The sequence below is a fragment of the Stenotrophomonas tumulicola genome (assembly GCF_014117215.1).
Classification (GTDB): domain Bacteria; phylum Pseudomonadota; class Gammaproteobacteria; order Xanthomonadales; family Xanthomonadaceae; genus Stenotrophomonas; species Stenotrophomonas tumulicola.
On the sequence record NZ_JACGXS010000001.1, the window covers coordinates 927,896 to 941,469 of the forward strand.

Genomic DNA, 13,574 nt, shown 5'->3' on the forward strand with positions numbered 1-13,574 from the left:
CCGCCATGCTCGAACGCCTCATTGGGCTGTCCATCCGCCATCGCTGGCTGACGCTGGTGCTCACCGCTGCGCTGGTTGCGCTGGGCGTGTGGAGCTACCGTCACCTTTCCATCGACGCCACGCCGGACATCACCAACGTCCAGGTCCAGATCAACACCCAGGCCCCGGGTTACTCGCCGCTGGAGGCTGAGCAACGGGTGACCTTTGCCATTGAAACGGCCATGGCCGGCCTGCCCAAGCTGGACTACAGCCGCTCGCTGTCGCGGTATGGGCTCTCACAGGTCACCGTGGTGTTCAAGGACGGCACCGACCTGTACTTTGCCCGCCAGCAGGTCGCCGAGCGCCTGCAGCAGATCGCTTCCCAGCTGCCCGACGGATTGGACCCGGAAATGGGGCCGATCTCCACCGGGTTGGGCGAGATCTTCATGTACACCGTGGAGGCCGAGCCCAACGCTCGCAAGCCCGACGGCACCCCGTACACCGCCACGGACCTGCGCACCCTGCAGGACTGGGTGATCCGGCCGCAGCTGCGCACCACGCCCGGCGTCACCGAGGTCAACACCATCGGCGGTTTTGAGCGGCAGATCCACATCACCCCGGACCCGGCCCAGCTGGTGGCCCTGGGCTTCACGTTGAACGACGTGGTCGCGGCGGTCATGCGCAACAACCAGAACATTGGCGCTGGCTACATCGAGCGCAATGGACAGCAATTCCTGGTGCGCGTGCCCGGCCAGCTGGCCAATCTGGAGGCGATCGGCAACATCGTGCTGGACCGCCGCGACGGCGTGCCCATCCGGGTGCGCGATGTGGCCAGCGTGGGCGAAGGCAAGGAGCTGCGCACGGGCGCGGCCACCCAGAATGGCCATGAGGTCGTGGTCGGTACCGCCTTCATGCTGTTCGGCGCCAACAGCCGGGAGGTCTCCCAGGCAGCCGCGGCCAAGCTGGACGCTGCCAACGCCAGCTTGCCTGCCGGCGTGCATGCCAAGGCCGTCTATGACCGCACCGCGCTGGTGGATCGCACCATCGGCACGGTGTCCAAGAACCTGATCGAGGGCGCGCTGCTGGTGGTGGTAGTGCTGTTCCTGCTGCTGGGCAATGTGCGCGCCTCGTTGATTACCGCGGCGGTGATCCCGTTGGCGATGCTGTTCACGATCATCGGCATGGTGCGTGGCGGCGTATCGGGCAACCTGATGAGCCTGGGCGCGCTGGACTTCGGCCTGATCGTGGACGGGGCGGTGATCATCATCGAGAACTGTCTGCGCCGGTTCGGGGAGGCGCAGCACGCGCTGGGCCGCCAGCTCAACGATGAAGAGCGCTATGACCTGACCGCCTCGGCCACCGCCGAGGTGATCCGTCCCAGCCTGTTTGGCCTGGGCATCATCGCCGCGGTCTACCTGCCGATCTTCGCGCTGTCCGGGGTGGAAGGAAAAATGTTCCACCCGATGGCGATCACGGTGGTGCTGGCCCTGACCGGCGCCATGGTGTTGTCGCTGACCTTCGTGCCGGCGGCGATCGCCACCTTCCTGCGCGGCCGCGTGGCTGAGCACGACAACCGCCTCATGCGCTGGTCGCGGGCCCGCTATACGCCGCTGCTGGATTGGGCACTGCGGCGCCGGGTCGTGGTGCTGGCAGGCGCGGCCGTGCTGGTGGTGGGCTGTGGCGTGCTGGCCACCCGCTTGGGTTCGGAGTTCGTGCCGAGCCTGGATGAAGGCGACATCACCTTGCAACCCATGCGTATTCCCGGCACCAGCCTGGAGCAGTCGGTGGCCATGCAGGAAACGCTGGAGAAGCGCCTGGCCCAGTTCCCGGAGGTGGCCAACATCTTCTCCAAGATCGGCACCGCCGAGGTGGCCACCGATCCGATGCCGCCATCGATGGCCGACACCTTCCTGATGCTCAAGCCCCGCGACCAGTGGCCCGATCCGCGTAAGCCCAAGGCCGAGCTGGTGGAAGAGCTGGAGGCGGCAGCCAAGGAAATCCCGGGCAGCAACTACGAGTTCACCCAGCCCATCCAGATGCGCACCAACGAGTTGATCTCCGGCGTCCGTTCGGACGTGGCAGTCAAGGTCTACGGCGACAATCTGGACCAGCTGACGCGCCTTGCCAGTCGGGTCGAGCGGGTCATGCGCAGCGTCCCCGGCGCCGAAGACGTCAAGGCCGAGCAGGTCTCGGGCCTGCCGCTGTTGACCATCACGCCAGATCCGGCGGCATTGGCACGGTATGGCCTGAATCCGGGCGATGTGCAGGAGACGGTGGCCACCGCCATTGGGGGCAGTGTTGCCGGCCAGTTGATCGAGGGCGACCGCCGCTTCGACCTGGTCGTGCGCCTGCCCGAAGCGCAGCGCCAAGACCCCGCTGTGCTGGCAGATCTGCCCATTCCGCTGCCGGCAAGCACCAGTGTCGATGAGTCCAGCCGTCTGGCCGCCGGCGCCAATGGGGGGCCTCGCACGGTGCCGCTGCGGGAAGTGGCCAAGATCCAGGTGGAGCGCGGGCCCAATCAGATCAACCGCGAGAACGGCAAGCGCCGCGTGGTGATCACCGCCAACGTGCGCGAGCGCGATCTGGGCGGGTTCGTCGGCGAGTTGCGCACACGCATCGGCCAGGATGTCGCGCTTCCAGAGGGCTACTGGATCGATTACGGCGGTACCTTCGAGCAGCTGATCTCGGCCACCCAACGCCTGGGCGTGGTCGTTCCGGTGACACTGGCGTTGATCTTTGCTCTGCTGTTCATGGCCTTCGGTTCGGCCAAGGATGCGACCATCGTGTTCAGTGGCGTGCCACTGGCGCTGACCGGCGGTGTGCTGGCACTGGCTCTGCGCGGGATTCCCCTGTCGATCTCGGCCGGCGTGGGCTTCATCGCACTGTCGGGCGTGGCCGTACTCAACGGCCTGGTCATGATCGCCTTCATCCGCCGTCTGCGCGAACAGGGCGATCTTCTGGACGACGCTGTCCGGGACGGCGCCCTTGGACGCCTGCGGCCGGTGCTGATGACCGCCCTGGTAGCCTCGCTGGGCTTCCTGCCCATGGCCTTGAATGTCGGCGCCGGCTCAGAGGTGCAGCGCCCGCTGGCCACTGTCGTCATCGGGGGGATTGTGTCATCCACCGCATTGACCTTGTTGGTGCTGCCGGTGCTCTATCGTTGGCTGCATCGCGACCGAGCTCCCCGCGGCGATCGCACTGCCTTGGAGTCCTCGAAATCATGAACGAGATCAACCTGGAACAGGTCCGCGCGGCGATGTTTACCGACCCGGGTGTGAAGGCGGTAGACGACGTACGCCTGGTCCCCGGCAAAGAAGATGGCCGTGCGATCGCGGCCACCATCACCGTCGCTGCCCCCTCAGTTGACTTGGACTTGGTGCACGCGGTGACCGCCCGCGTGCTGGCCGACCAATTCGGCATCGATCAGGTCATGCTGTGCTTCAACGATCCGGGTCCGGTGCCGCCGCCCCCCACCGCGGCACTCTTGAAGAAGATGTGATCGCCTGCGGCCCTGTGCGCCGACAGGGTCATTGAGCGAGCGGCAGCCAAATCCAGAGAGCGACGAGCGTGGCCAACAGGACCGGGGGCGTGAGGATTAGCCCTACCTTCATGTACTGTCCCCACGTGATCCGTTGGCCCTTGCCGGCGAGGACGTGCAGCCACAGCAGGGTCGCGAGCGACCCAATTGGAGTGAGCTTGGGGCCAAGGTCGTTGCCCACGACGTTGGCATAGATCATCAATTCGCGGGTGGCGGCCGGAAGATTGGCCCCATCGATGGCCAGCGCGCCCACCAGCGTCGCCGGCATGTTGTTCATGATCGAAGCGAGGCCCGCCACTGCGAAGCCGGTACCGATCGTGGCCACAAAGGTTCCCTGCGCCGCCAGCCACTCAAGCACCGCACTTGCCGCCTTTGTCAGCCAGGCGTTGCCAAGCCCATAAACCACCAGATACATGCCAACCGAGAACAGCACGATCTGCCAGGGCGCACCGCGCAGAATCTTGGTCAGGGCCATGGTTGCGCCTCGGCCGCCTGTCGCCCAGCGACCTGCAATTGCCATCAGCACCAGCGCAGCCACACCCGTCACCAAGGCGATCGGGACGCCTAGCGGCCCGGTTACGAAGTAGGCAACGAGCAGTAATGCGAGCAGGGGCAAAGCGGCGCGGAAGACAGCCTTGTCGCGGATCGCTTGATGCGGCGCTTCAAGATCGTGGACCGGGTAGGTGCGAGGAATGTCGCGGCGGAACCAGAGCCACAGAACGATCAGCGTGGCGCCGACCGACACCAAATTCACCGGCACCATGACCGCTGCGTAGCGCCCGAACGAGACGCCAAAGAAGTTCGCGGTGACGATGTTGACCAAGTTCGAGACAACGAGCGGCAGGCTGGCCGTATCAGCGATGAAACCGCATGCCACAGTGAACGCCAGCGCACTCGCAGGCGGGAAGTTCAAGCGCAACAGAATGGCCAGGACAATCGGCGTCAACAGGAGAGCCGCGCCATCGTTGGCGAACACTGCCGCGATCGCAGCGCCCAGCAAGACGATCAGTGGAAAGAGCTTCCGACCATTGCCGCCGCCCCAGCGGGCCACATGTAGGGCAGCCCATTCGAAGAAGCCGGCCGCGTCTAGGATGAGCGAGATGATGATGAGTGCGACGAAGGTGAACGTCGCATCCCAGACTATCCCCCACACCGTGGCGACGTCACCCCAACCGACGACGCCGGTGGCCAACGCTACTGCGGCGCCGGCGAGTGCCGACCAACCGATACCGAATCCGCGCGGCTGCCAGATGACGAATACAAGGGTGACGATGAAAATCGCGAGGGCAAGCATGAAGCGCTCCGACAAGGGTTAGATGGAGCGCTGATTCACGCGCTTGGACAGTTCTTCGGCGCTCTCAACACGCTCGGAATAGCGATCGGTCAGATACGCTGAGCGTCCACGCACCAGCCAGGTGAACTTCACCAACTCCTCGCATACGTCAGCAACGCGCTGATAGTACGCAGACGGCTTCATGCGCCCGTCCTCATCAAATTCCTGGAAGGCCTTGGCCACCGAGGACTGGTTCGGGATGGTGACCATGCGCATCCACCGGCCGAGTACGCGCAGCTGGTTTACCGCGTTGAAGCTCTGCGAGCCGCCGGACACCTGCATCACCGCCAAGGTTTTGCCCTGTGTTGGGCGCTTGGCGCCGTCGACCAGAGGAATCCAGTCGATCTGCGCCTTCATGATTCCGGTCATGGCGCCGTGGCGTTCGGGGCTGACCCAAACCATGCCTTCGCACCAGTACGCGAGTTCGCGCAGCTCACTCACCTTCGGATGATCCGGGGTGGCTCCGTCAGGCAGTGGTAAGTCGTGCGGATCGAAGATCCGCACGTCGCAGCCGTACCAGCGCAAGAGTCGGCCGGCTTCTTCTGCCAGCAGCCGGGAATAAGAGCGTTCCCGCAGCGATCCATAGAGGATGAGGATCCGCGGTGGGTGCCTTGGCTCGCCGGGCCCAGCTAGTGCGTCAACGTCGATCGGTGCAAGTTGCGTTGCGTCGATGCTCGGCAGATCTACGGCAATGCGATCAATCACGTCGACGCCCCGGCTGCGGTCACGATTTCGCCGTCTTCCTTGGTGAAGGAGGACACCGGGTTGTCGAGCAGCGCGAGCACCTTTTCGGACGGTCGGCACAGCGCCACGCCCCGGTCGGAAACAACGATGGGACGGTTGATCAGGATCGGGTGCGCCATCATCGCGTCCACCAGTTGTTCGTTGGTGAGCGCGGGATTATCCAAGCCCAGCTCAGCGTACGGTGTTCCCTTCTGGCGCAGGAGCTCACGAGGGGACATGCCCATCGCGGCGAGCAGCTCGACCAGCTTCTCGCGCGTGGGCGGCGCCTGCAGGTACTCGATGACCACCGGGTCTTCACCAGACTGGCGCATCATTTCAAGGGTATTCCGAGACGTGCCGCAGGCCGGGTTATGGTAGATCGTCAGCGTCATGATGATCCCTCAAGCCACGTCGGGTCGGGTCGGGGCGACGTGGCGCCCTCGAACTGCCCGATGTCGCTTACCTGCGCCGTCAAGGCCGCCCGCGACAGCGTGTGGATCGGTAGCGCGACGAACGCCTTGATGCGGTTCTCCATGTACACCAGCGCCTGCCGGAAGGCAGCGCGCTGCCACATGTCCCCGCGCGTTTCGTGGCTAGGGTCCTCGATGCCCCAGTGCCCGGTAACCGGCTGTCCTGGCCAGAACGGGCAGGCCTCGCCGGCGGCTTGGTCGCAGACGGTGAACACGAAATCCATGCGCGGGGCATCCGGCACTCCGAACTCGTCCCACGCCTTGGAGCGCAGGCCCTCGACTGGGTAGTCGGCCTGACGCAGCGTCTCGATTGCCAGAGGGTGGACCTCCCCCTTGGGGTGGCTGCCCGCGGAGAACGCATTGAAACGGCCATCGCCGATCTTGCGAAGGACGCTCTCGGCCAGGATCGAGCGGGCTGAATTACCGGTGCATAGGAACAGGACGTTAAAGGGCTGAGGAAAGCTCATGCGCAGGTCTCCGCGGTACAAGGAGTGACGAGGTTATTGAGGGCGCCGCAGATGTCCGGATTCCCGGAACAGCAGTCCTCAGTGAGGAATTCAAGAAGCTGGCGCATGTCCTCGTAGCTGGCCGCGTACAGGACGCGCCGCCCGTCGCGCCAAGAGCGCAGAAGGCTCGCCCGCTCCAGGGTCGCAAGGTGAAAGCTCATGCGCGGTGGCGCAATCCCAAGCGCTTCGGCGATCTCGCCCGACGGCATGCCATTGGGGCCTGCGCGCACGAGCATCCTGAATGCGGCTAGGCGGTCGGAATGCGCAAGGGCAGACAGCGCTGAGACAGCAAAGTCATCTTTCATAACTGCACTATACAACTATTCTTGTAGAATCAAAATGAGGTGGCGGACCCTCCGCCTCTACTCGGCGGAGCTGAGGAAGGTCGCCCGTGGCCGATGGCAACACCGTCCACGGCGAGCCTGTCTCGACATAGCGCCGCTCCTTCGCCATTTTCGCGAGGTCAGCTTCCAGGTGAAGCCAGTTAGTGGCCGACGCAGTTCTGGTCCGAGGGCGACACCGCCGCTCCTCGGATATCCCGCAGACCCAGCTACTGTGCAGGAGCGATTCGGGTGATCCTGGCCGTCATGCCTCGCGCCTCGAAATCGAACTGCACTTTCTGTCCGACCTCCACCGGAGCGATCAGCTCGGGCGATGCCGTGAAGCCCATCGTCATAGCCGGCCAGTGCAGTGCCTCTACCGGGCCATGGGCGATGGTGATCTTGCCGGCAGCAATGTCGACGGACTCCACCGTGCCGGCGGCTGAAGCGTTTTTAGCCCTCTCGGGCGAAGCGGGTTTTTCCCGATCAGCCATCTGTGCATGTTCTGTGGCCGACATAGCCATGTTGTCAGCCGTCGCAGCGGAGCCATGGGTGGTCGCATCGTCATTGCTGGGTGCCTGCGAGCATGCTGCCAGCAGCAGTATCGCCAGGGTGGACGCGAAGGGCATCAGTTTCATCTGTTCTTACCTCGATTATTGAAGGGTGACTGCAGAGTCATGCGACGGCAACGCAGTCGGCCTGCCGCCACCGTTATAAAAGCAATTTCAATGTGGTCTTTGACACGTCGCGGCATCTGGCGGCGGTGCCGCGGGCGTGGTTCGTGACAAAGTGCGACCACGCAGCAGGCGATACGCGGCCGGAATCACCAGCATCGACAGCAATGGCGCGGTGACCATCCCGCCGATCATCGGCGCGGCGATGCGTTGCATGACTTCCGACCCGGCACCGCCACCGATGAACAAGGGCAGCAGGCCGGCGAGGATCACGGCGACGGTCATGGCCTTGGGTCGCACGCGCAGCACCGCGCCTTCGCGGATGGCCGCCTCCAGCGTGGCGAGAGTCTCCGGTTCGCCCGCAGCGAGGCGCCGCTCCCAAGCGTGGCGCAGGTACAGCAGCATGATCACGCCGAACTCGGCGGCGACGCCGCCCAACGCGATGAAACCGATCATGGTTGCGATCGACATCGCGTGGCCGAGTCCCCAGATCAGCCACAGCCCGCCGACCAGCGCCAGCGGCACGCTCAGCAGAATGATGGCTGCCTCGCTGAAGCGGCGGAACACCAGGTAGATGAGCAGAAAGATGATCGCCAGAGCGGCCGGCACGACCCACTGCAACCGAGCCAGCGCCCGCGCCAGGTATTCGTACTGGCCCGACCATGCAATGCCATAACCCGGCGGCAAGGTGATGTCCTTGGCGGTGCGCTGCTGCAGGTCCTTCACCACCGAACCGAGATCCCGGCCGGCGACATCGACGAAGATGTAACCGACCAGACGTCCGTTCTCGCTCTTGAGCATCGGCGGTCCGGGCGTCAGCGTCAGATCGGCCACTTGCCCCAGCGAGAGTTCCACGCCACCTGGAGCCACCAGTGGCAATTGCGCTAGCGCCGCCAGCGAATCGCGTTGCCCGCGGGGGTAGCGCAGCACAATGGGATAGCGCTCGCGGCCCTCGATGGTCTCGCCGATGGGATCGCCACCGACGACCGTGGCGATGAGCTGCTGCAGATCCGCCTGGCTCAAGCCGTAGCGGGCTGCGACTTCCGGACGGATGCTGACATCAACATAGCGACCGCCGGTCACGCGCTCGGCCAACGCGGAACTCACACCGGGCACCGTTCTCGCGAGGCGTTCAAGTTCGCTGCTGATCTGCTCGATAACCCGGGTGTCCGGCCCCGACACCTTGATCCCGATCGGGCTCTTGATGCCGGTGGCAAGCATGTCAATGCGGTTGCGGATCGGTGGCACCCACAGGTTCGTCAGACCCGGCACCTTCACCGCCGCATCAAGTTCAGCACGCAACTTGTCCATGGTCATGCCAGGCCGCCATTGATCGCGCGGCTTGAACGTCACCGTGGTCTCGAACATCTCGATCGGCGCCGGGTCGGTTGCGGTATCGGCACGGCCGGCCTTGCCGAACACGTGCGCGACCTCGGGCACGGTCTTGATCATGCGGTCGGAAAGCTGCAGCAACTGACCGGACTTTCCCGCCGACAACCCCGGCAGCGCTGTGGGCATGTACAACAACGTGCCCTCGTCGAGCGGCGGCATGAACTCGCTGCCGATGCGCGCATAGGGAACGGCAGTGAGCAGCAGCAACAATCCGCTCAAACCCAGCGTCAGGCGCGGGTGCCGCAGGACCCAGTCCAGCACCGGCCGGTAGCCGGCGATCAGCACGCGATTGACGGGGTTGGCCTGCTCGGGACGGATGTGGCCGCGGATCAGGTAACCCATCAGCACCGGGATCAGGGTCACCGACAAACCGGCCGCCGCCGCCATCGCATAGGTCTTGGTGTAGGCCAGCGGGGAGAACAGCCGGCCCTCCTGCGACTGCAGCGCGAACACCGGCACGAACGACAAGGTGATCACCAGCAGGCTTGCGAACAGTGCCGGACCGACCTCGATGGCCGACGCGGCCATCAGATCCCAGCGTTCCTCGCCCTCCGGGTCACGACCGTTGGTTTCGCGCCAATGCTCCAGATGCTTGTGCGCGTTCTCGATCATCACCACGGCACCGTCGACCATCGCGCCAATCGCGATGGCGATGCCGCCCAACGACAGCAGGTTCGCGGTGATGCCCTGGTAGCGCATCACGATGAACGCGGCCAGCACGCCAAGCGGCAGCGTGATCACCGCGACCAGTGCCGAACGCAGGTGCCAAAGAAACAGAGCGCACACCAGCGCCACCACCAGGAACTCCTCGCCCAGCTTGTGGGTGAGATTGCGTACGGCCCCATGGATGAGCTCGGAGCGGTCATAGACCGGCACGATCTCCACGCCCTCCGGCAGGCTGGCTTGCAACTGCTTCAGTCTTGCCTTGACGTTCTCGATCGCGCTCAACGCATCCTTACCGGTGCGCAGCACGATCACGCCACCGGCGACTTCGCCCTCGCCGTCGAGTTCGGCGATGCCGCGGCGGAAGGTCGGGCCACGGGTGATGGTGGCCACTTCGCCCAGCAGGACGGGCACGCCGGCGGCGGTGCTGCTGAGGGGGACGCGCTCGAAATCCTCGCGGCTGCGCAGGTAGCCCTCGCTGCGCACCATCAGTTCGGCCTCGCCCTGTTCGATCACCGAGCCGCCGGTGGCACCGTTGGCCGCATCCACCGCCGCGATCACCTGCGCCACGGTGAGGTCGCGGGCCGCCAGTGCCTGCGGGTCGGGCACGATCTGCCAAGCGCGCACCATGCCGCCGACGCTGGCGACCTCGGCCACGTCGGGCACGGTCTTCAACTCGTAGCGCAGGAACCAGTCCTGCAGCGCCCGCAACTGGCCCAGGTCATGCTGGCCGGTGCGGTCCACCAAGGCGTACTCGTAGATCCAGCCCAAGCCCGTGGCGTCGGGCCCAAGGGCCGGACTGACGTCTGGAGGCAATTGATCGCGGACCTGGCTCAGGTACTCCAGTACGCGCGAGCGCGCCCAGTACAAGTCGGTGTCGTCGTCGAACAGGATGTAGACGTAGGAGTCTCCGAAGAACGAGAACCCACGCACGGCGGTGACGCCGGGCACCGACAACATCGTCGTGGTCAGTGGATAGGTGACCTGGTCTTCGACGATGCGGGGCGTCTGGCCGGGCCATTGGGTGCGGATGATGACCTGGGTGTCGGACAGGTCGGGCAGCGCATCCAGCGGTGTGTGTAGCGCCGACCACAGGCCGGCGGCAGCCAGCAGCACGGCCGCCATCAGCACGAGGGCGCGGTTGGCGATGGAGGCGCGGATCAGGTGGGCGATCATGGTTGATCTCCCGCGCGTTCTCCGATCGGCTCAAGCCGTTCCACCGTCAGTCCCTTGGCGTCGGAGCGGACAAAGGCGTGTACGCGGTCGCCAGTCTGGATGTCCTTGGCCACGTCCGGATTGGCCAGCGGAAAAGCCATCGTCATGCCCGGCATGTTCAGCGTCGCGAACGGGCCGTGGTCGAGGGTGATCTGTCCGCCGGCGATGGACTCGACGGTGGCCTCAGTCTCGTGCAGGACCGCTTGGCCCGCGGCTTCGGGCGCCTTGGCCGTTTCAAGACGTCCGAGCAATCCCGACAAACTGGCCTCCGAGTCGATCAGGAACTGGCCCGACACGACCACGCGCTCGCCGCCCTTGAGCCCGGCGAGGATTTCGGTGCGGCCACCGCCACTGCGGCCGGTGCGCACGCGCACCGGCTGGAAGCCGCCCTTGGCGTCCTGCACGATCACCCGACTGTCCGTGCCGGTGGCGATCAGCGCTTCGGTGGGCACCAGTGGTACCGGTGCGCCGCCTTCGGGCTGCACCGTCACCTCGGCAAACATGCCCGGCGCCAGCGCGCCGTCGGGATTGCGCAGCACGATCCGGGCCTGCTGCGTGCGGCTTGCCGTATCGACTTGCGGCAGCAGGGTTTCGACTTCGCCTGCGAAGGTCTGCCCCGGAAACGCGCTGACGACCGCCTCGACCGGCGTGCCCGGTCGCAACCGCGCCGCATCGGCCTGCGGGATCGCCGCCTCCAGCCACAGCGTGGCCGTGCCGTTGACGCGGAACAGCGGTGTGCCGGGCATCACCGTCTGGCCTTCGCGGGCTAGCACTTCGGTGACCACGCCGTCGTGCGGTGCGCTCAAGGTCACGCTGCCGTCGCGGCCCAGGCCGCCGGGCACGCCGAGTACGCGCAGCCGTTGCTGCGCGGCCGACTGCAGTTCCCGTGCCGACGCGGACTGCGCATGGCGCAGCGCCTGCGCTTCGGCCAGCGCACTGCTCCATCCTGGTGCCAGCAACGCCGCCAGCGGCTGACCCCGTGCGACCCTCGTGTACGGGGCCTTGACTTGCACCCGGCTCACCAGGCCTTCGGTCACCGCGCTAACCACGGCTTCCCGGCGAAGATCCCAGGCCAGCGTGCCTGGCACGCGCATCGTCGCCGCCAACCGGCCGACCTCGACTTCCTCGGTGCGGATGCCCACGCTCTGCCGCAGGCCCGGGTCGATGTTGACGCCACCGCCGGCCACTTCGTCGGCGTACTTCGGCACCAGTTGCATGTCCATGAAGGGCGACTTGCCCGGCTTGTCGAAGTGCTGGTCTGGCACCATCGGGTCGTACCAGTACAGCGCTTTGCGCTCGCCAGCAGCGGTCGCCGGTGCATCGGCTATCGCCATGTCGTGGTCGCTTCCGCGCTGGGCCCACCAGTAACCACCGGCGAGGCCGGCCACCAGCAGTGCGGCCGCTGCGGCGATCATCGCCACTCGATTCATCGTGTACGTCATGGCGAGCGTTCCTCTTCGGGCAGCAGATAGGCCAGCGCCGCCCAGGCGCGGCCGAGTTCGCCCAGGTGGCGGGCGTGCATCACGTGCAGTTCGATTTCGTCGCGGCGCGCTTCGAGCCACGGTTGCAGGTCGGCGCCGGCGGCGTAGGCGGCCAGCGCGGTCTTCGCGCGGTCACGGGCCAGCGGGAGCGACTCGGTTTCCTTGCGCGCCACCTGCCGCTTGAGTCCTTCCCATTCGGCCAGGGTCATGCGCACGCGCTCGGCCTGTGCACGACGGGCGTCCTCGCGTTCGGCGGCCACCGTGTCCAGTTCGGCACGCCGCGCGGCCACGCCGCGGTCCTGCCGGTTGCGCGGGAACAACGGCAGATCGATCGCGAACTCGACCATCAGCATGTCGCTGCGTGGCAGGCCTTCGGGCGTGCGTTCGCGCTGCCCGTAAGTCACGCCGAGGCTCCAGTCCGGCCGCTTCTCGGCAATGGCAGCATCGACTTGCGCTTCGGCGATGGTCTCGCGGGAGTGCCAAGGCAGAAGTGGCCCTTGTCGATCGACCGAGGCCACCAGCGTGGCTGGGGCAACCGGCAGCGTCATCAGCTCGGGCGGTGCGCCCTCGATGCGAAGCGCCATCGGTTCTTCGCCCAACCAGCGTGCCAAGCTGGCACGCGCGGCTTCCAACGACGCCTCGGCGTCGTCGATGCGGTTTTCCACTTCCAGCGCGGCGTTTTGCGTCGCCATCGCGTCGACCGCCGAACCGGTGCCGCCGGCGAGCCGTGCCTTGGCGGAGCGAACGGCTATGCCGGTTGGTTCGCGCAGGGCCTGCAACGCCGTGACTTCTCGTTGCGCCGCCCACTGGGCGATCCAGGCTCGCGCCACGGCCTGTCGCACGGCGAGTCGTTCGGCCACCGACAGCGCCTGTGCCTGCTCGACGGTGCGGTCGGCGACCGCCTGGCGTGCCTGACGCTTGGCATGAGCCGGAAAGTCTTGCATCACGCCGATCTGCTTCATGGTCATGAAGTCGGCGCTGGCGTCGAACGCGTCGGCGCCCGTTACCGGTAGATTGGCGACGCCCAGCGTCAACCTAGGGTCGGGCAAGGCCGCCGCGCGGACGGCTTCTTCCTGGCTGGCCGCAATCTGCGACTGACGCGCCTGGAGCATCGGGGCGCGCTCGGCCGCCAAGCGTACCGCGTCATCGAATGTGATGCTGGCCGTAGCAGACCAGGCAGGAGCGACGGCAAACAAGCCGAAAGCGAGCACCCAGACGCGCAAACGGCAAATGCTGCACCGGTGGTGCAGCGGGGAAGAAAACGACATGAGACCTCCGAA

General features: G+C 66.0%; 11 protein-coding genes. 2 read left to right on the forward strand and 9 right to left on the reverse strand.

Annotation, left to right across the window (positions count from 1 at the left end):
* Positions 1 to 5 precede the first annotated feature (5 nt).
* Positions 6 to 3,203 carry an efflux RND transporter permease subunit gene (locus H4O11_RS04230; RefSeq protein ID WP_182338182.1) on the forward strand — a complete coding sequence of 1,066 codons (3,198 nt, stop codon included), beginning with the start codon at positions 6 to 8 and terminating at the stop codon, positions 3,201 to 3,203.
* Positions 3,200 to 3,478, forward strand: coding sequence for a hypothetical protein (locus tag H4O11_RS04235; RefSeq protein ID WP_182338183.1), 279 nt, complete (start codon positions 3,200 to 3,202; stop codon positions 3,476 to 3,478). The genes H4O11_RS04230 and H4O11_RS04235 overlap by 4 nt, the downstream gene beginning before the upstream one ends.
* A gap of 28 nt (positions 3,479 to 3,506) precedes the next feature.
* Here the strand turns inward: H4O11_RS04235 and H4O11_RS04240 are convergent, their stop codons facing one another.
* The 9 genes from H4O11_RS04240 to H4O11_RS04280 form a co-directional block, all read right to left on the reverse strand.
* Entirely contained in the window at positions 3,507 to 4,811 is a 1,305-nt protein-coding gene (locus tag H4O11_RS04240; RefSeq protein ID WP_182338184.1) for an arsenic transporter, read from the reverse strand.
* Positions 4,812 to 4,829: 18 nt separating this feature from the next.
* Complete coding sequence (gene arsH, locus H4O11_RS04245) at positions 4,830 to 5,555, reverse strand: arsenical resistance protein ArsH (protein ID WP_182338185.1); 726 nt, start codon at positions 5,553 to 5,555, stop codon at positions 4,830 to 4,832.
* Complete coding sequence (gene arsC / locus H4O11_RS04250) at positions 5,552 to 5,965, reverse strand: arsenate reductase (glutaredoxin) (protein ID WP_102789630.1); 414 nt, start codon at positions 5,963 to 5,965, stop codon at positions 5,552 to 5,554. Before arsC ends, arsH begins: the two co-directional genes overlap by 4 nt.
* Complete coding sequence (locus H4O11_RS04255) at positions 5,962 to 6,510, reverse strand: arsenate reductase ArsC (RefSeq protein ID WP_102789629.1); 549 nt, start codon at positions 6,508 to 6,510, stop codon at positions 5,962 to 5,964. Before H4O11_RS04255 ends, arsC begins: the two co-directional genes overlap by 4 nt.
* Positions 6,507 to 6,854, reverse strand: coding sequence for an ArsR/SmtB family transcription factor (locus H4O11_RS04260; protein ID WP_102789628.1), 348 nt, complete (start codon positions 6,852 to 6,854; stop codon positions 6,507 to 6,509). The genes H4O11_RS04255 and H4O11_RS04260 overlap by 4 nt, the downstream gene beginning before the upstream one ends.
* A gap of 245 nt (positions 6,855 to 7,099) precedes the next feature.
* Positions 7,100 to 7,507 carry a copper-binding protein gene (locus H4O11_RS19305; protein ID WP_246333236.1) on the reverse strand — a complete coding sequence of 136 codons (408 nt, stop codon included), beginning with the start codon at positions 7,505 to 7,507 and terminating at the stop codon, positions 7,100 to 7,102.
* Between the two features lie 87 nt (positions 7,508 to 7,594).
* Positions 7,595 to 10,774 (reverse strand): efflux RND transporter permease subunit, encoded by a 3,180-nt coding sequence (locus tag H4O11_RS04270; RefSeq protein WP_102789627.1) that lies wholly within the window; start codon positions 10,772 to 10,774, stop codon positions 7,595 to 7,597.
* Positions 10,771 to 12,255, reverse strand: coding sequence for an efflux RND transporter periplasmic adaptor subunit (locus H4O11_RS04275; protein WP_167390410.1), 1,485 nt, complete (start codon positions 12,253 to 12,255; stop codon positions 10,771 to 10,773). Before H4O11_RS04275 ends, H4O11_RS04270 begins: the two co-directional genes overlap by 4 nt.
* Positions 12,252 to 13,562: a TolC family protein gene (locus H4O11_RS04280; RefSeq protein WP_182338186.1), complete on the reverse strand. Its 1,311-nt coding sequence runs from the start codon at positions 13,560 to 13,562 to the stop codon at positions 12,252 to 12,254. The genes H4O11_RS04275 and H4O11_RS04280 overlap by 4 nt, the downstream gene beginning before the upstream one ends.
* Positions 13,563 to 13,574 lie beyond the last annotated feature (12 nt).